This window comes from Wolbachia endosymbiont of Drosophila tsacasi (assembly GCF_028982115.1).
GTDB classification, from domain to species: Bacteria; Pseudomonadota; Alphaproteobacteria; order Rickettsiales; family Anaplasmataceae; genus Wolbachia; species Wolbachia pipientis_B.
Genome location: NZ_JAPQLJ010000052.1, coordinates 36,477 through 53,289, shown reverse-complemented (window position 1 = coordinate 53,289; position 16,813 = coordinate 36,477). Strand labels below are relative to the sequence as shown.

General features: G+C 34.1%; 18 protein-coding genes and 2 tRNA genes. 3 read left to right on the top strand and 17 right to left on the bottom strand.

From position 1 onward, the window contains the following. Positions 1–289: 289 nt before the first annotated feature. Genes OZD70_RS05070 through rseP form a run of 5 tightly spaced genes read right to left on the bottom strand, consistent with a single transcriptional unit; the run spans position 290 to position 7,748 of the window. Positions 290–3,259 (bottom strand): WPE palindromic element domain-containing protein, encoded by a 2,970-nt coding sequence (locus OZD70_RS05070; RefSeq protein ID WP_275021294.1) that lies wholly within the window; start codon positions 3,257–3,259, stop codon positions 290–292. Between the two features lie 29 nt (positions 3,260–3,288). Beyond that, on the bottom strand, positions 3,289–3,729 hold the full coding sequence (gene fabZ / locus OZD70_RS05065; RefSeq protein WP_275021293.1) for a 3-hydroxyacyl-ACP dehydratase FabZ: 441 nt from the start codon (positions 3,727–3,729) through the stop codon (positions 3,289–3,291). Positions 3,730–3,733: 4 nt separating this feature from the next. After that, complete coding sequence (locus OZD70_RS05060; RefSeq protein ID WP_182183705.1) at positions 3,734–4,285, bottom strand: OmpH/Skp family outer membrane protein; 552 nt, start codon at positions 4,283–4,285, stop codon at positions 3,734–3,736. Then, a complete protein-coding gene (gene bamA / locus OZD70_RS05055) occupies positions 4,286–6,622 on the bottom strand; it encodes an outer membrane protein assembly factor BamA (RefSeq protein WP_275021290.1) in 2,337 nt (778 codons plus the stop codon). A 7-nt stretch (positions 6,623–6,629) separates the two neighbouring features. Beyond that, positions 6,630–7,748: an RIP metalloprotease RseP gene (rseP, locus tag OZD70_RS05050; protein ID WP_275021288.1), complete on the bottom strand. Its 1,119-nt coding sequence runs from the start codon at positions 7,746–7,748 to the stop codon at positions 6,630–6,632. Between the two features lie 100 nt (positions 7,749–7,848). On the opposite strand from rseP, the gene OZD70_RS05045 reads away from it, so the two are divergent. After that, on the top strand, positions 7,849–8,127 hold the full coding sequence (locus tag OZD70_RS05045; RefSeq protein ID WP_275021286.1) for an FAD assembly factor SdhE: 279 nt from the start codon (positions 7,849–7,851) through the stop codon (positions 8,125–8,127). Here the strand turns inward: OZD70_RS05045 and OZD70_RS05040 are convergent. From OZD70_RS05040 to OZD70_RS05030, 3 genes are all read right to left on the bottom strand, one after another. Next, entirely contained in the window at positions 8,102–8,428 is a 327-nt protein-coding gene (locus OZD70_RS05040) for a cell division protein ZapA (protein ID WP_182183710.1), read from the bottom strand. The two genes, OZD70_RS05045 and OZD70_RS05040, sit on opposite strands and share 26 nt — an antisense overlap. A gap of 72 nt (positions 8,429–8,500) precedes the next feature. Beyond that, the gene (locus tag OZD70_RS05035; protein ID WP_182183712.1) at positions 8,501–8,779 is read right to left on the bottom strand and encodes an HU family DNA-binding protein; all 279 of its coding nucleotides are present in this window, start codon (positions 8,777–8,779) and stop codon (positions 8,501–8,503) included. 29 nt (positions 8,780–8,808) lie between these two features. Then, positions 8,809–10,461, bottom strand: a complete 1,653-nt coding sequence (locus OZD70_RS05030) for a 30S ribosomal protein S1 (protein WP_275021285.1) — start codon at positions 10,459–10,461, stop codon at positions 8,809–8,811. A 147-nt stretch (positions 10,462–10,608) separates the two neighbouring features. Between OZD70_RS05030 and trmB the strand changes: the two genes are divergently transcribed. Then, the gene (gene trmB / locus OZD70_RS05025; RefSeq protein WP_275021283.1) at positions 10,609–11,274 is read left to right on the top strand and encodes a tRNA (guanosine(46)-N7)-methyltransferase TrmB; all 666 of its coding nucleotides are present in this window, start codon (positions 10,609–10,611) and stop codon (positions 11,272–11,274) included. A 79-nt stretch (positions 11,275–11,353) separates the two neighbouring features. On the opposite strand, the gene OZD70_RS05020 is transcribed toward trmB, so the two are convergent. From OZD70_RS05020 to OZD70_RS04980, 9 genes are all read right to left on the bottom strand, one after another. After that, on the bottom strand, positions 11,354–11,827 hold the full coding sequence (locus tag OZD70_RS05020; protein ID WP_275021281.1) for a coenzyme F420-0:L-glutamate ligase: 474 nt from the start codon (positions 11,825–11,827) through the stop codon (positions 11,354–11,356). A gap of 12 nt (positions 11,828–11,839) precedes the next feature. Continuing rightward, a complete protein-coding gene (locus OZD70_RS05015) occupies positions 11,840–12,127 on the bottom strand; it encodes a hypothetical protein (protein ID WP_275021279.1) in 288 nt (95 codons plus the stop codon). Position 12,128: 1 nt separating this feature from the next. Beyond that, the gene (locus OZD70_RS05010) at positions 12,129–12,608 is read right to left on the bottom strand and encodes a dihydrofolate reductase (protein ID WP_182183719.1); all 480 of its coding nucleotides are present in this window, start codon (positions 12,606–12,608) and stop codon (positions 12,129–12,131) included. Next, the gene (folP, locus tag OZD70_RS05005; RefSeq protein ID WP_275021277.1) at positions 12,605–13,903 is read right to left on the bottom strand and encodes a dihydropteroate synthase; all 1,299 of its coding nucleotides are present in this window, start codon (positions 13,901–13,903) and stop codon (positions 12,605–12,607) included. Before folP ends, OZD70_RS05010 begins: the two co-directional genes overlap by 4 nt. Then, positions 13,900–14,283 carry a dihydroneopterin aldolase gene (locus tag OZD70_RS05000; RefSeq protein ID WP_275021275.1) on the bottom strand — a complete coding sequence of 128 codons (384 nt, stop codon included), beginning with the start codon at positions 14,281–14,283 and terminating at the stop codon, positions 13,900–13,902. Before OZD70_RS05000 ends, folP begins: the two co-directional genes overlap by 4 nt. A gap of 31 nt (positions 14,284–14,314) precedes the next feature. After that, the gene (locus tag OZD70_RS04995; RefSeq protein WP_275021273.1) at positions 14,315–14,971 is read right to left on the bottom strand and encodes a CADD family putative folate metabolism protein; all 657 of its coding nucleotides are present in this window, start codon (positions 14,969–14,971) and stop codon (positions 14,315–14,317) included. 78 nt (positions 14,972–15,049) lie between these two features. Further along, positions 15,050–15,126: transfer RNA gene (locus tag OZD70_RS04990), tRNA-Met, on the bottom strand. Positions 15,127–15,168: 42 nt separating this feature from the next. Continuing rightward, positions 15,169–15,492, bottom strand: coding sequence for a thioredoxin (gene trxA, locus OZD70_RS04985; protein ID WP_275021271.1), 324 nt, complete (start codon positions 15,490–15,492; stop codon positions 15,169–15,171). A gap of 114 nt (positions 15,493–15,606) precedes the next feature. Continuing rightward, on the bottom strand, positions 15,607–16,227 hold the full coding sequence (locus OZD70_RS04980) for a ribonuclease D (protein ID WP_182183874.1): 621 nt from the start codon (positions 16,225–16,227) through the stop codon (positions 15,607–15,609). Between the two features lie 180 nt (positions 16,228–16,407). Here OZD70_RS04980 and OZD70_RS04975 point away from each other — a divergent pair. Continuing rightward, a tRNA-Gly gene (locus tag OZD70_RS04975) sits at positions 16,408–16,480 on the top strand. The last annotated feature ends 333 nt before the right edge of the window (positions 16,481–16,813 follow it).

Sequence of the window (16,813 nt, the reverse complement as noted above, 5' to 3'; positions counted from 1 at the left end):
AATATGGTTTATGCTATCTCAATATATGAATAAAATCAATTTGCATATTAACCACTAATTAAACTAATTATCATATAATTATATCAGAGTTTAGAGGGTTATAGAGAAACCGGTCAGATTAGGTTTTAATCTAATCTGACCGATAGCTTTAATAGTGAGGTAAGCTTTAATATAGCATTCTTAATTCACAATGCTACACTCGTGCATAATTTATTTTTAATTTGTGCACGAGCGTTAATAAATTATTTACTTTTTGAAATAAAATTTGGCATCACTTTAATATCCAGACTTAGTAAACCTCAGTAGGGCTGCCAGTTGGACCCATAAGAATTACTTGTTCACCTTCTTTAAAACATTTACATAAATTAGTGGAACCGCCAGTTTCAAGCACAATAGTGGAAATAATTCCTTTTTTTTTGTCTACTTCAGTGCCGGTTACGGCTATACCTTCCATAGCAAGATTTGTATTATTGGCTTTTCTGCTATTGGTTTCAAAATTTTGCAACCTAAAGAATTGTCCAGGTTTAAAATTCTTTGCCGCAAGTGGTGCTTTGATCACTATTTCCACAACTTTGTCTGTTAAATATTGAACTTTTATAACCTTTGCAGTGAATTGCTCTTTGATTTTATTGAAAAACTCTTTGTTAGCCAGGTGTTCTGATATTATTCTAGCGCGTGACGCTTTAGTGTACAAATGCTGCAATTTGTAGGTAATTCGCATAGCAGGTGGTGTCGTGCAAGTAGCTGACACTGAAATCCAGTTCTGACTATACAACCATCTGGTGTACTCATTCAAAATTAAGTTTTCTGGATTCCAGTGTCTGGGCACTGGAATGACATCTTTTTTGGTGAAAGTTACTCTTACATTACAACATTCATACAATTGTGCATATGACTCCGAGATTCTAGCTGGAGTGACAGAAACGAAGCTATTAACTCTATTCAAAAGCTGAGAAATGATAGGGTAACCATTCTTAGCGCTTGCCATAGCTTTCACGACGCTGCCGCTATACGAAGGATGAAGATCACCAAAAAAGCTAATTGTTTTATTGCCTTGCTTATATACTAATATCCTGTCTTTATTCTGCATCTTAGGGGAAAATATTGGATCTATTTCTTTTCCTGATGAATTCAAATGAGTAAAATACCCATTGCTTAATTTAAAATGCTTTTTATCTTCTGTTGCAATAACTATATTTGGCTCAGTACCTGCTGCTATAAAAATAGAACGTGCTTTAATACATTTGATTTCGCCGGATTTTGTGTCTATTAGTTTTATTAATTCAGCATGGTTATATTTATCCGTCACAACTTCAACTGGCTCTAAGTTTTCAATAAAGTAAATCCCTTCTGAAAGTGCATTTTGCACCTCTTCGCTATTTAATCGATAACTTGGCGAATCTTTTAGCTCTTTTCTATATACAACTTTCACTCCCCCCAAACTCTGCATTAACTCCAATATTTTTATTTCTCTACTCTCTTTTTTTGCTAACTTTTGCTTTTCTCGGATCAATTGTGCGTGCAATATAAACTCATTCGCAATTTTGCGCTCTTCCTCTGTCCAATCCTTTTCAACATAGTCCTTTCCATACTCATCAACTAATATCTCATAACGAAGAAGAAATTTTTCTACTTGAATTGGATAATACGCTAAAGCTTCAGTGGCAGTATCAATCGCAGTAAGCCCCGCACCTATGACAACTATCGGCATACGAACTTGCAGATTTGCTATAGAATCAAATTTAAGAGCGCCAGTCAGTTGTAACGACATAAGAAAGTCAGATGCCATACGCACTCCACGAGCTAGTATATTCTTTATTTTGATCATTCGTTGCTTGCCAGAGCCAAGTGCTAGTGCGATGTGATCAAAACCCAAGTTGAAAGCATCATCAACATTAATCGTGCCACCAAAACGAATGCCCCCATAAAGTGCGAAATTCTCACGTCTTTCCAGCAGCAATCTAATAATCTTTAAGTAATTTTTATCCCACCTAGAAGTAATGCCATATTCTGCCACTCCACCAAAACCACCTGCCGTGCGTTCACTCAATTTTTCGTGTTCAAAATCTTTAATTAGCTGGAAATTATCGATTAAAGGTTCAATCTTTAGTCCATCAATGGCGATAACGTTATGCCCATCATTCAACAAATGATGAGCTAAATTAAAACCAGCAGGACCAAGGCCTACAACTAGAACGTTTTTTCCGGTGTTTTCTCTTGGCAATGAACGCTGAAAATTTAAAGGATTCCAACGGCTGAGCAGAGAATATATTTCAAATCCGTACGGTAAACTAAGCACATCATCCAAAATCCTTGTTTCAATCATTGGCACATTCACGGGTTCTTGTTTCTGATATATGCACGAGTTCATGCAGTCATTGCATATTCTGTGCCCAGTAGCCGCACATAATGGGTTATCTATCATCACAATTGCAAGGCTTGCTATGCTGTAACCTTCGCTTTTCACCAGATTCATTTCCGATATTTTCTGTTCTAGTGGACAGCCATGCAGCTCAACTTTTAGTGGGGACTGTTTAAAAGTATTGTCGTTATTAATTAGCCCCTTTGAGCAGCTGTCCTTATTTTGCTTATGACAGAATATGCAGTAGTGAGCGTTATCTAATGCTTTATTCAAACTCACCTTTTTGCTTGTTAGATCAAAACCATATCGTCTTTTTACTTCATTTGAATACAGCACTCCAGCTTTGTCTACTTCTTTTTTAGAAAATGGTATGAGGTTTTCGTGGTCGATTTTTTTATGAATACTGAATAATATACTCTGTTTATTTTTTACTCTCCACACTGCATATTGTGCCGCAAGTTCTATTTCTTCTTTGTGATTTTCTTTATCTTCAAACCAATGCATCACCTGCTCGGCAAAAATTTTTTCTGTTGTTGGCAAAGTGAGAAAATGACTTAGTTTGTTAGTAATATCTATATTCGCCACATTCATGTATTTCTTCAATGCGTAGCGTTGGACAAACAACCTTTTGCATTTATATATCACAGCAAAGTCATTATGTTTTTTCTTTAGCTCTTCTATTTCTTTTTTAATGTTGAAAAGTTTTGCAATGAACTCGTCAAATAAATATGAGAGGTCTATTATTAACTGGCTATCACCAATCTGATTTTCCCTTGCTTCAATTAATGAACAAAACAAGCTTTCATCACATGATTTAATATAATTCAAAAATGTCTCATCCAATTTTATTAATCCACTGCGAGTATATAAATTTGAAAATGAGATATTAAGCTGCATTATACAGTATGCACACTGTCTTTTGTATATTACGTATTTTGTAGCATAGCTAAAATCGTTGCTTCCGCAACCTTTTCTTCACCAATACACGCAATACACTCAAATTTACATGCACTTAAACGTGCGTTTTTAACATTAGCTTGCAGAATCAGTGTGTCCCCTGGAGTGACTGGCTTTCTGAATTTCGCATTTTCAATAGACATAAAGTAAATAGCTTTGTTTTCTATTGTACCTTGACTTTCTTTACCAAGAACACATATAGCAGATGCTTGAGCTAGAGATTCAATTATCAAGACTCCTGGCATTATTGGATGACCAGGGAAATGACCAATAAAAAATGGCTCATTGAAAGTCACATTTTTGATTGCTTTTATACTTTTACCAGGATCACACTCTATAACCCTATCTACTAAGAGAAACGGATAAGAATGTGGTAGTATTTTTATAATATCACTGATATTAAATTGCATAAGCCTACTCAATGCCTTTTAAAGCAAATTCAGGTATTTCCTTGTTTATATTGTTTAATACCATATCCGATAAATCAACTTCATCCATAGAGTATAAAACTTGGTTCTTTTTTGAAATAAATAGTACCAAATCTATGTTGTCTTTTTCTGCCGTTTTTTTAGCAACCTCTTTTATCTTGTTAAAAACACTCTCTACTGCATCTCTATAACTTTCTTCTAAATACAACATTTTTTTAGTGTAAGCATCTCTAGCATTTACAGTATGCTTATTAAACTGTTCTGTCTTTTCCTTTTTTGCTTCTTCTGACAAAAGTTCAAATTCTTCTTTTGATGGCTTAAGTTTTTCTAACTCACTTTCAAATTCTTGTTGTAATCTAGAATTCTGCTCCTTTATTTGTTGTTGTATGTTTTGCAGAGCAAGGGATTCATTGATAACTTTATCACTATCAATAATGGCAGCCTTTGTGTTCTGAGGTTGATATCCTGCAAACTTATACCCCACAAATAGGGAAATAACTAAGGCAATAACTGATATAAATAACTGTATATATTTCATTCAAATACCCGCTTCAATAGAAAATTTAACATTTGGTGATAGTATTCTATCATAAGATTCCTTTACTAAAGGAAACCCAAAATCTAATCTAAGTCTACCAAAAGGAGAAGGCATTGAAAAGCCAAAACCTGGTGACACTCTTATAAGCTTACTATCATTATATAGACCTTTATATTTCTCATTTTTATCATCTAAGCCAAAAAGTGTTGCATAGTCAACAAATAATGAGCCTTTGATACCAGCATAGTCATATAGTTTTGGTAGTGGAAAATCTACTTGCTGTGTTAAATTAAAATAAGTTTTGCCTCCTAACGAGCTTTTATTGTTGTCTATTGCTCTTGGTCCGATACCAGAAAGATCAAACCCTCTAATCTCATTACTCCCTTTAAAAAAGTGCTGGCCGATGTTTAAATCTTCATCGATATAAGAAAAAATATGACCTGCCGCCATCTTAAAGCGTAGTATTATGCTATCGTCAATTTTACTTAATATAGGATGCGTGTAAAAAGACAAAAACTCAGATTTTAGGAAGTTTACATTCCCTCCCAATCCTGAAATATCCTGACTTATACGCAATAAATATCCTTCTTTTGGAGCATAAAGATTATCCAGTTTATTATATGCCAATGTGTATCCTACTGATGAAATCTGATGTTCACCTCCTTGCCCCTTTATTATATCAGAGATGTCATTGTCTTTTCCACCCTTATTATCCATGTGTATACGGTTATACTTGTAAGAGTAGCGAATGGAATTAGTTAAGTTTTCTATAACTTTGTATGATAATTTTGTTGAAAATCCCATGTCACAACTGTCGAAGCTAGTGTGTGGTTTATCTTGTTTTTCATAAAATACGCCCACACCTAGTGATGTATCAGAATCGTTAAAATTATTTTCAACAACCTCTACATTAGTAGAAAGTGAATATTTATTTTTTTCAAGAGCAAAAGAGAGCTCTTTACCACTACCAAATAAATTACGATCTGTGAAATCAGTTTTTACAAATGCTCCACCAGGAAAGGACATACCTCCTGCTAAAGATAATGAAGCAGTTCTTTTTTCTTTAACATTTAAGTCAAGATTTACTGCATTGTCATTAACTGCATAACTATTTACTTTTACTGTTTTAAAAAAATCACTACTCATTAGTTTTTTACGTGATTTTTGAATCTCAGATATATTGTACGCATCACCTTCTGCTATACTTAGCTTACTTCTGATCACCTTATCTAAAGTGCGATCATTACCATCAATTGTAATTTGATTTATATAAATCTTTTTACCCGGCAGCACTTTGTAAGTTACATCCACAACATTGTCACGTTGTGCATACTCTGGATTAACTTTTGCAAATATATATCCTTTCTCATTTAAATACTTGTTTATTTTTTCTACTGTATTATTAATTTTAACTCTATTAAATATCTTATCGTTTTCCTCTGTTATAAAGTCTAATATTTCTTCTTTTAAGCTCAAATCCTGAATTTCAGTTTCAATATTAACCTCATTATTTCCAAACAAATATTGCTGTCCTTCGTCAATCAAAAAAGTCAATTCTATCTGATTGTTATTATCAACCTCAACAATTGGTTGAATATTATTTTGAATATATCCCTTAGACGAATAAAAATGATCGAGCAATTCTGTGTTAATCAATAAATGCTGTGGTGAATAATGATTTCCGCCTTTAAAAATGGCTCTAAATAACTTACTAAATATATCGTTACTATGTCTTTTGATAACTTGCTCTAGCTCATTTTCGGAAAAGTTTTTGTTGCCTATAAATCTTATATCCTTAATTTTAGAGGTTTTACCTTCTTTTATTTTAAAAATTAGATTGACCCTATTACTATCAAGCTTATTCAGCTCATATGCAACGTTAACACCAACCTTACCGTTATTTCTATAAGCAGTGATTAAATTCATTAAATCGTTTTGCAATTTTGTTTCAGTGAAAATAGTTAGCGCTTTTGACTGAATTACATTATTTAGCAGCTCTTTGCTGTTAAATAACTTATTACCCTTTAATATTACCTTGTTAATTAGTGGATTTTCTTGAATTTTTATTACCAAATTTTTTTTATCATCGATATAAGCGTTAACACTAGCAAACAACTTTGTTTTATACAAACCTTTTATAACCGAATCTATATCATCGTCGTCTACATAGCTACCAGGTTCTAACTTGATATAAAACCCTATTGTTTGATTGCTTAATCGCTCATTGCCAATGCATTTGATATCTTTGATCTGTACTTTTTCCTTATTTTCTAAAGCAACAAGTAGAGCGGGAAAGGAGATAAAAATTACTATTAGTATATAAAATAGCTTTTTCATATTTATTTTAAAAAAGACTCCTAATATCATTCGAAATTGCAATTGCCATCAGCAAGAACAAAATGAAAGCACCAAAGGTAGCCTCATATTTTTGATATTTCAAACTTAAATCTCTACGTATAACTGCTTCTATAATATAACGAAATAAATGCCCACCATCCAGTAGCGGAATTGGTAGCAAGTTAATCGCAGCTAAATTAGCTGAAATAATTGCCATGAGATACACAACCATAATAAATCCTTTTTTGGCTGATTGCCCTGAATATTTTGCAATTTTTATTGGTCCACCTATTTCACTTGCACTTCTCTTACCAACGATAATTTGAAAGATAGCTTTGATCGTTAAGCACATAGTATGGTAAGTTTCACTTACTGATAAGCTCGCAGCCCCAAGAAAAGATGACTGCTTTAATGTATTGACTGAAATAATCCCTATAGTTTCTCTTTCTATTATGTTGCCAAAAACATCTCTACTCTCAATTGTCAATGGAGTCAGGCTAGTTCTACGCTCCTCATTATTTCTGCTATATTTAATTTCCATTCTCGTCTTGGGGTTCGACATTATCACACGTGAAATATCTTCAAAGTATTTTATTTTATGCTCATTGATTTGTGTAATAGTGTCACCTGGTAATAGGCCAGCTTGTTTGGCTGCACTTCCTTCAATTACATCCCTAATCACCGGTGAAGTGCGGTAATAACCTGCCGTGCTAAAAAATATTGTAAAAGCTATAACAGCAAGTATCATATTTGCAAAAGGCCCTGCAAAAATCACTGCTGCTTTTTTATACCGCGGTTTTGTATGAAATGAATATAACTTTTCTTCTTCAGTTAATTCTTTTTGATCAGCTGGGACACTCGCTGCATTAGTATCCCCTAACATTTTAACATAACCACCCAATGGAACAGCGTTTAATTTCCATCTAGTTCCAAACTTATCGTTAAAACCAAAAATTTCAGGACCAAAACCTATAGAAAAAGATTCAACTTTAACTTTGCATGCTTTGGCAACAACATAATGCCCATATTCATGCACAAACACTACAACAGAAATGATTAAGGCAAATGACAAAAAACAATATATTCCATTGCCAAACTGATGAATGAAACTCGAAATTAACTCCACCTGTGTATTTAGATCTTAAACAAATGTTAAGTATATTAAAACGCACCTCGCTTGACAAGTATTTAGTTTAACTTTTAAATTAAAAAAAAGTTTAATTGTAATGACAGATACCTCACTACTCAGAAGAAAATTGATGTATAGAAGCTGGCATAGGGGTTGCAAAGAAACCGATATACTTTTAGGGCATTTCACATTGAAATATCTTGATAAATTTTCCTTGAGCGAACTAATCGAATACGAAAAAATAGTTGATCTTGATGATTACGAATTATATTGTTACATAACTCGTAAGACAAACCTCCCTCCTGGCTTAAATAGTCAGATAGTCAATTTAATTGCTTGCTTTATTGAAGCTAATCCTTTATGCACTCAAGATTAGTGATAATCTTATTTACCTTATCTAGTACCTCAATATATTCTATTCTTTTCTCGTTTCTATACTTTTCGCGCTCTTGATTTGCTTCATCCAACCGCTTTGTTAATTCTAAAATTTTATCCTCAAGAATTAGCGCTGCAAGTAAGAAATTTAATGCATCCGAACCCTTACCTCCAGTTTTTTGAGATACAGAACCAACTAGCTTGTCAAAACTATTAGCAAGACGTAATAAATGGCTCTTCTTCCCACTTTCGCAAGATATCTTGTATGTGTTATTACGTATAACTATTTCTACTACTTGCATATGGTACTAAAAATTTCTATCGTACAGTATAAACTCAAACCCCTACTTTCATCTTATTTATGGTATAAGTTTTTATTTATTTATCAAATCAGATAATTTTTTACTGCTACGAAAATATGTTTTAAAGTATTGATTCTTTGTAAACTTCTGTAACATTAAATAGCTTGTTTCTTTCAAGTTATAGCTTCTAACTGAAAAAGAACCAAACCCCCTGATTTCAACTCTATTATGATGCTTCAATGTGCTTGAAAGTATCCTAAAAAATCTATCAACTATAGCTGCTATAACAATCTTATCTAAAAAAGGATGTCTTTTTGCTACTCTCGCTATTATATCAGACTTTGTTGCCATTTATATGAAGCCAAAATAAGTAAACCTTATCACTTAGCAGATAATACTATGTTATATTCTTCAACACCCAATACTTCAACTTCTATTTTTTCTGATATAGAGAACTTTTTATTTTCCGGTAAATGCTCTTGATCTATTAGAAGGGTTACATCGTTCTCAACTTCAACGACTAGTCCATTATCTTCTCTCTTACCTACAACAACCTGTATTTTATCGCCTACCTTAACTTTCTTTATCAGTTCTTCAAGAGGATCATACTCTATTTGTTTTATTCCAAGATAAATTCTTGCCCGATTCACGTTAGCCCTTATTACTTTTGCTTCTATTTTATCACCTACATTATACTTCTTTATCTCATCTGAGCTATTTTTAGACCAACTTAAATCTTTCACATATATTGTCCCTTCTACGTTCTCATCTATTTCAGAATCATTGAAAGCAACAGATACATATGAGCCAGTATTATTCTTCACTTCACCAGAAACAATAGAACCAGGAGGATATTTCTTGATAAATACTTGCCAAGGGTTGTCTACACACCTTTTCATGCTTAAACTCATCCTACTCTTAGCAATGTCAATACTGAGAATTTTTACATATACTTCTTGTCCCCTTGTTACGAGACTATTAACTGGTAAATTACTCTTAACCCAAGTTATTTCTGACGAGTGCACTAAACCTTCAATTCCAGGTCTAAGCTCAACAAACAATCCATAATCTTCTATGCTTGTTACATAACCCTTATGCACACTATCAACTGGATACTTTGACTCTGCATCTTGCCAAGGGCTATCTTCTAGCTGCTTCACACCCAAGGAAATTTTAGCATTTTCCTTATCTATTTTTATGATTTTAACTTTTATAGTCTGGCCACAAGCAAAAACTGCAGATGGATGACTCACTCTACTCCAAGAGATATCTGTAATATGTAGCAATCCATCTATAACCCCCACTATATCTGATTCATGAATACCGACAAATACACCGTAATGAGTGATGCTTTTTATTTTTCCTTCTATTATATCGCCTTCATTTAAAGATTCTAAAAATTTAATTTTTTCACCAGCGTGCAATTTTTCTAACACCAGCTTTCTTGATACTACAATATTACCTTGCTTCTTATCCATTTTAAGCACGATGAACTTTTGTTCAGTTTCAACAAGGTGCTTCGCGTCTTTTACTTGCTTCAAATCCACATGACTCAGCGGTAAAAAAGCGCTTATTCCGTCACCAAGATCAACAATAAAACCACATTTAATTGAGCGTTTAATAACTCCGCTTACTTCAGCTCTTGTAACTGTATCTTCTTCCAACTTATTCCATTTCTCGTCTCTAATTGCTTTTTCACGGCTAAGAACAACATTACCATAATAATCTTCAATTCTTTCCACATAAACTCTAATTTTCGAGCCAATAATGATCTCATCATTACAACCAAGTTCCTTGATCAGAATTCTCCCGTCAGACTTTAAACCAATATCAACCACAACGTCGTTAGGGTTTATTCTTGTAATTACACCTTCTACCACATCTCCTTCTTTAATTTTGTTAACAAAAGAATCTTCAAACAAGGCATTATCTTGATCTTCAAATTGGCCTTGACATATCTCTTCTATAAACTTGTTTGATGATAGCTTTCTGATAGTAACCGGTAGATTTACAACTGGATCATTATTATTCATGCAATGTGACCTTTAATTTAAACTTTATTAGAACTCATGTATTATATAATATTAATAATTATTGACAAGTAATTTTTCGTTAATTCATTTCGAGAATTGTTTAAGCTATATAAAATATAGTGAGAAAATTATATATGTATCAAGAATATGCTATTTAAGAATAGCAAGTGGATTAGATCATTCTCCAGAAGGTCCAGGTTAAAACCGGATGTTGATGAAATATTGGAAAAACATTCTATTCAAAACAGCAAAGAATCTATAGAGAAGATTGTAAATTCACGAAAAAGAATATGGGTAGAAATAGGCTTTGGCAACGGTGAAAATATGCTTTACCAGGTGCTCAATGAACCTGATCTATTATTTATAGGATGTGAGCCCTACTTAAAGGGGGTTTCTCGCTTGCTAACAAACATAGAAATACAAAACATAAAAAACATTTTAATATGGACAGAAGATGCAAGAGAATTGATTGCAAATTTTCCTGACAACAGTGTTGAAAGATTCTTTATCCTCTTTCCAGATCCATGGCCAAAAAGAAGTCACAATAAAAGACGATTAATTAATACGGAATTTTTAAATTTATTAGCAAAAAAAATACTTATAACAGGGGAAATATTCATTGCAAGCGATCATCAGGACTATGCAGAGTGGATAGCATCACATATAAAGCAGTGTAACTCTTTAATCTATAGTGAAGACGATTTCACAAGTTATACTCTTACAAAATACCACAAAAGAGCGCTCAAAGATCAGCGTAAAGTAAGGTTCTTTAAAGTAAGTGTTATTAATAATTTGCAGACTATGGATCAATAGAGTTTTTGCATATCTCTTTTACGTTAACTATAGATTAAAAATAATAAAAAAGAGGGAGAAATAGAGTAAATTCCTTTAACTACTTCTCCTTATGAAGAAATAGCAAATTTCTTAAGTTTCTCTTTAACCAACGGGCTCCCATGAGGAGAGGAGAATAAAGATCTTTTTTCATAGATATCTTAACACTTTTTTCTTCTTTTGTAGTTGGCGGACGAGTAAGAAAGTGAACCTTTGGTGCACCACTAATTATTGCCATTGGTGTTTGCTCTGCCCCTTCTCCCATAACTAAAACAGCAGACGTTGCCAGTGCATCAAGAAGATTGACTTGTGTTACCTGCAGTGATTGATTATAAAGATCTGGCTTGCCTGTATAGGAATAAAGTGGTTCAAATCCACACCAACCAAGAGCAACGCCCGTAACCCCACGACGCATAGGTGTTACATTACTATCTGTAATCAAAATACCAAGATGTTTTATGCAGTGTTTTGTCTTGAGATAGTTCCATATTGATAGAGCTGTTTTCTGAACATCCTTTGGGTATAAAATATACATTTCATTACCATTTTATTCATCAATGCCAGCAGATGGAATTAAGATATTATCTTTAATCGTTAAACAGATACTATGAGGATTGTGGTCCACATCAACAATTGCATCAGCTTCTCTTTTAATTAGCTCTTCTTTAGAACAAGCAGTTTTGCAAACTACTTGTTTTTGACAAACGGAAATGATTTTTGATGTGATAGCAAGAACAATTTCCTCTCTTAGCAACTCTGAAACATAGCAATCAAGAACCTGCTCTAATACTTCTCCACATACAATGCGGTGGGTATAAATTGCTTCAATATGCATATTAACGTGTTAGCTTGCATATAGTATAGTCTTTTGTTTTGGTAAGAATAGTTTTATTCCATCTATCAAGAAGTGTTAAGTTGAAATATACATCACCTTCATAAGGTCTGTGAATTTCTGTTATGATAAACTCTGAGATTAGATCATACTTCAAAAAAAGGTGCGCTATTTGTGCTCCACCAATCACGAAGACTTTAGAACTACCTTGGATTGACAAAAACTCTTGCATAGAAGAAATAATAGTGCACTTTATACCTCTATTAAAACAAGAACTTAACTTGTTACGAGAAAAAACAACAGGGATACGATTCTTTAATATGTTTTGGGGTATTATCTCAAATGTTTTTCTTCCCATAACAATAACTTGTTTGTCAGTCACCTGACGAAAATGATCTAACTCACTTGGATAATGCCAGGGCAATCCATTATTTATTCCAATCACCCCCTTGGGATCAACAGCCATAATTCCGATAATCTTCATTCCTGTAAAGCAGCTTGAGCTACAAAAAATCGCATGTGATCACGCACATTATGCACTCGAAGGAAATCAACCTTGTTGTGCAATACAGATGATAAAGCAATTGTTTCTAAATCTCGGTTAAAGACAGGTTCTGTAGAAAAAGAAGAAATAAATGACTTTCTAGAATGACCAACCAGAACTTTGCAGCCAAAACTTTGCAATGCTTCTATATTGCGTAAAAGCCAGATATTCTGATACAGAGATTTTCCAAAACCAATACCAGGATCAATAATTATCGAGCTTTGATCAAAACCTAGGGTAAGTAACCTGCTAATGCTCTTCTCTGCCCAATTATTTATGATATCAATTGGGTCAGTGTTGTCTGGAATAACGTTGTCTCTATGTGGTGGTATGGAGAGCGAATGCATAATAACGATGCTACATCCACTGCTAGCAACTGCTTTTAAGGTATTATCATCTAGATCTCCCTTCTGATTGTTTACCCAGGTAATTTTGTAGTGTTTTAAAACATTCAAAATAACATCTGGCCAGAAACTATCAATGCTAACTTTAATATCGCCAGCTTTCATATAATCGCTAAGATTATCAAGTACTGGCTTTAGATGTGCATACTCTTCCTCTGGAATCTGCATTAAAGATCCAGGTCTTGTTGATTGAGCACCAAGTTCAACTATGCTTGCACCATCTGATAACAGCCGCAGTGCCTGCTTGGTTGCTTGATCTGCATCATAATAAAGACCACCATCTGAAAATGAATCAAGAGTAATATTGACAATACCCACAAGCTCTGGCGAAAGCGTAAAACTCTTTAAAAAACAATCTTGAATGTTAGGAATATCATAATCAACAGTACCGAACGTCTTGTTGATTATTGGAGTATTATCCATAGGGTTCAGCATTGCCATCAAGTGAAGCAAAAATGGTCTGTTTATCAATTCTGGGTGAGGAATTCTAAGGTAGGGTGTATCGAGCGTTAGATCATCCCATAACAAAATATCCAAATCAATAACGCGAGGTGCCCACTTTTCATAGACCTGCAGGCAGCCAATATCACACTCAATTTGTTTTAGGCCTTTTAATAGCTCTTCGGGAGAAGAAGAACAACTTCCATAGACAATCATGTTGAGAAATGGCTTATCCCACCCAGATGGAGCACCATCTGGTAAAATGGCCTTAGTTTCTAGAATGATCGAAGACTTTAAATCTTTAAAATAGCGTTCCTTTAGTAACTGAGCAGCTCTTTGTAAATGGGAAAAGCGATTTCCTATATTTGAGCCAACAGAAATGTAAATCATTCTTGCAACGCATTACGATAAGTAAAGAAAACACCTCCATGCACACCAGGAACGGGTGGTGCAACTTTGTGAATAGTTACGCCTATAGAAGAAATAATATGCTTTTTTTGCATCACAAGGTTATTAATGGTCCTGTATATATCATGAGTTAAATGCTCGATTAAGTTGAATTGCTTGCTTTGAACGAGAGATTGAATACTCTGAACTACCTCCAAGTAGCATATAGTATCCTCAAGCCGGTCAGTTGTAAGTCCTAAAGGGGGGGGTTTAAAGGTAAAATCAATATTAACACTAACTAATTGAGAATGAAACTTCTCTTCTGCACTACATCCTAAATGAACCCAAAGCCGCAGATCAGATATAAGAAGATTATATTGCATTTTAATATCACTGAGTTTAATCTACTTACAATTAATGACACACACTAGCGTTCATCATCCCGCCAAGGAAACCCCACAAGAGTTTTGCTCCTTTTTTAGCACCTTGCATGGCTTTCTCTTGCTCTTCTTCGCTTAAGTCTGCAATAAGATTTGCACATTCCTCAGAATGCCATTCATCAGCATGCATATGAACCATAAAAAATTGAAGAGAACGCTCATCACTTATTGAATAGTGTTTTTTTAAACCTTCAATTTTAGACTTAGAAACCTCTGGAGTTTGACATTCATAAGCATAAAGTGCACCCAAACCGGAAGCAAAGTCTGATCGTACAATATCAAAGTAACCATCAACTAACTTCTGTGTCTCTTTAATCTGTGCATCCTTATGGAAATCAGACCGTGTTGCACCAAGCCCTTCAGCAAAACGCTTCCATAACTCTGGGTGATTTTCATCACCTTGTTCTTCTTCTATCAAATTACCAAGCAAAACCTGTCGCATTTTTAGATCTGGGCACAGAAAATGTATACCACTGATATAACGAGGAAACGCAGCAACGTGATAATATTCTTTAGCATAGGTTTGTAAAGCTTGCAAGCTTAAGCTTCCTGTATTCCATGATTGGTAGAATGGATGATTTAGTAAGTGCAACTCATCTAACTTATCATTCAAAGATTTAGTAAATTCCATTATTTCCTCTATTATATCAACATATAATTCATATACTATAGTTTTCTCATTATCACGATCATGCTAAGATCAACACAATGGTGGGATTGGTAGGACTCGAACCTACGACCACTTCGTTATGAGCGAAATGCTCTAACCGACTGAGCTACAATCCCTTTTATCAATATTTATAATACACACAAAAGCAAATTTGTCTATTAGCTTATTTCACTATCAACCCAACTTAGCAAATCATTTGTTGCACCAATTTTGCGTGCAATTTCCTTACCATCTTGAAATATGATTAAAGTGGGTATAGATTGCACTCCATACTTACTTGGCACTTCAGTCCCTTCATCTATGTCGAACTTGCAGATCTTAATCTTGCCTTTTTTGTCTTTAGCTAACTTTTCAATACGCGGCATTAGACTTTTACATGGCCCACACCATTCTGCCCAAAAGTCTATCAGAACAAACCCTTTATAGTCATTGACTTCAGATTTGAAACTTTGATCATTTACCAATGTAATATCATCACTCATAAAATACCTAAATTTTTGTAAAATATAGCGCATCAATCAACAGTTAATCAACTAAATTCTTCTGAAAAATTGCCCTAAAGTGTCTTGTACGAACAAAAAACTTCTCACAAATGGTTATATCTGATGATTAAAGATATCCACGTTTTCCCAACCCATTAAGTCTAACTCAATGCGAGTAGGAAGAAATTCAAAGCACTTTTGGGCCAATTCTTTTCTATTTTCACGTTCCAACATTAAATCTAGCTTTTCCTTTATCTTATGGAGATACAAAACATCAGATGCAGCATAACTTTTTTGTTTGTCTGTCAAATTTTCATTTCCCCAATCAGAAGATTGCTGTTGCTTATTTAATTTGGTGTCAAGTAGTTCTAAGCACAATTCTTTTAAGCTATGATTATTTGTGTAAGTGCGAACTAACCGTGAAGCTATTTTCGTGCAATAGCAAGGAAGTGCCCAAGTTTTCAAGTAATAATGTATTATGCTCAGATCAAATCGCGCGAAGTGAAATATTTTAGTTATATTTTTATCCTCTAATATTTTTCTCAAATTTGGCGCTGTGTAATCGTTCTTGAGTTGAACTAAGTGAACGTTGCCATCATTAAAAGAGAGCTGCACAAGGCATAACCTATCTCTGCTATGAAGTAGCCCCATTGCCTCGGTATCAACAGCTATAGACCTTATATCATCTGGTATTGAACTAGCTGGCAAGTCGTCTTTATATAAAAATATTTCCACAAAACTAATACATTTTTTGGCACAATTGAAAATCTATGATAATCAAAAACGAGCCTTAAGTATACGAAAAGATCATAGAAGGAACAACGCAAATTTATGGGCTCTCACATTTTTCGTGTACACGGGGTTTACAAATCGCTGTGTATGCCTATAATTAAGTAAATTTAGGTTAATTTAATTGCGGGAGTAGCTCAGTTGGTAGAGCGCAACCTTGCCAAGGTTGAGGTCGAGGGTTCGAACCCCTTCTCCCGCTCTTTACTTTCAAAATCATTTCGTCAAAAATCACTTGACAAGCCTCGCCAGCCCCCTTATCATGGTACTGAAGGTATTCAGTTATCTTCATCTGTGCAGATTAAACAGCAAGAAAACAACGTGGTTGGCGTCTTATTTTTAATTTTTTGCACTATGTGCACCTTATGTCTTCACAACATTTCTGGGTTTTTACCTATATAAGCTGAAACGCGCTTATAAGTCGTTTAAGACAGCATAGTACGCCAATTTGCAGGATTAGAGAGTGACAACTAGCTAACACGGGGTTTCTTTTGCCTTTTTTTCTGCTTAGTAAATTTCTTAAACATTTGAACTA

Excerpts from the sequence above, each read along its gene's own strand:
- OZD70_RS05040 (WP_182183710.1), bottom strand. The coding sequence starts at position 8,428 with ATGCAAGTAGTAGAAATAGTTATACGTAATAACACATACAAGATATCT.
- OZD70_RS05070 (WP_275021294.1), bottom strand. The coding sequence starts at position 3,259 with ATGCAGCTTAATATCTCATTTTCAAATTTATATACTCGCAGTGGATTA.
- OZD70_RS05015 (WP_275021279.1), bottom strand. The coding sequence starts at position 12,127 with ATGCATATTGAAGCAATTTATACCCACCGCATTGTATGTGGAGAAGTA.
- fabZ (WP_275021293.1), bottom strand. The coding sequence starts at position 3,729 with ATGCAATTTAATATCAGTGATATTATAAAAATACTACCACATTCTTAT.
- OZD70_RS05035 (WP_182183712.1), bottom strand. The coding sequence starts at position 8,779 with ATGGCAACAAAGTCTGATATAATAGCGAGAGTAGCAAAAAGACATCCT.
- OZD70_RS05030 (WP_275021285.1), bottom strand. The coding sequence starts at position 10,461 with ATGAATAATAATGATCCAGTTGTAAATCTACCGGTTACTATCAGAAAG.
- folP (WP_275021277.1), bottom strand. The coding sequence starts at position 13,903 with ATGATTTACATTTCTGTTGGCTCAAATATAGGAAATCGCTTTTCCCAT.
- OZD70_RS05045 (WP_275021286.1), top strand. The coding sequence starts at position 7,849 with ATGACAGATACCTCACTACTCAGAAGAAAATTGATGTATAGAAGCTGG.
- OZD70_RS05010 (WP_182183719.1), bottom strand. The coding sequence starts at position 12,608 with ATGAAGATTATCGGAATTATGGCTGTTGATCCCAAGGGGGTGATTGGA.
- OZD70_RS04995 (WP_275021273.1), bottom strand. The coding sequence starts at position 14,971 with ATGGAATTTACTAAATCTTTGAATGATAAGTTAGATGAGTTGCACTTA.
- trmB (WP_275021283.1), top strand. The coding sequence starts at position 10,609 with ATGCTATTTAAGAATAGCAAGTGGATTAGATCATTCTCCAGAAGGTCC.
- OZD70_RS05000 (WP_275021275.1), bottom strand. The coding sequence starts at position 14,283 with ATGCAATATAATCTTCTTATATCTGATCTGCGGCTTTGGGTTCATTTA.
- trxA (WP_275021271.1), bottom strand. The coding sequence starts at position 15,492 with ATGAGTGATGATATTACATTGGTAAATGATCAAAGTTTCAAATCTGAA.
- OZD70_RS05020 (WP_275021281.1), bottom strand. The coding sequence starts at position 11,827 with ATGTATATTTTATACCCAAAGGATGTTCAGAAAACAGCTCTATCAATA.
- OZD70_RS05060 (WP_182183705.1), bottom strand. The coding sequence starts at position 4,285 with ATGAAATATATACAGTTATTTATATCAGTTATTGCCTTAGTTATTTCC.
- bamA (WP_275021290.1), bottom strand. The coding sequence starts at position 6,622 with ATGAAAAAGCTATTTTATATACTAATAGTAATTTTTATCTCCTTTCCC.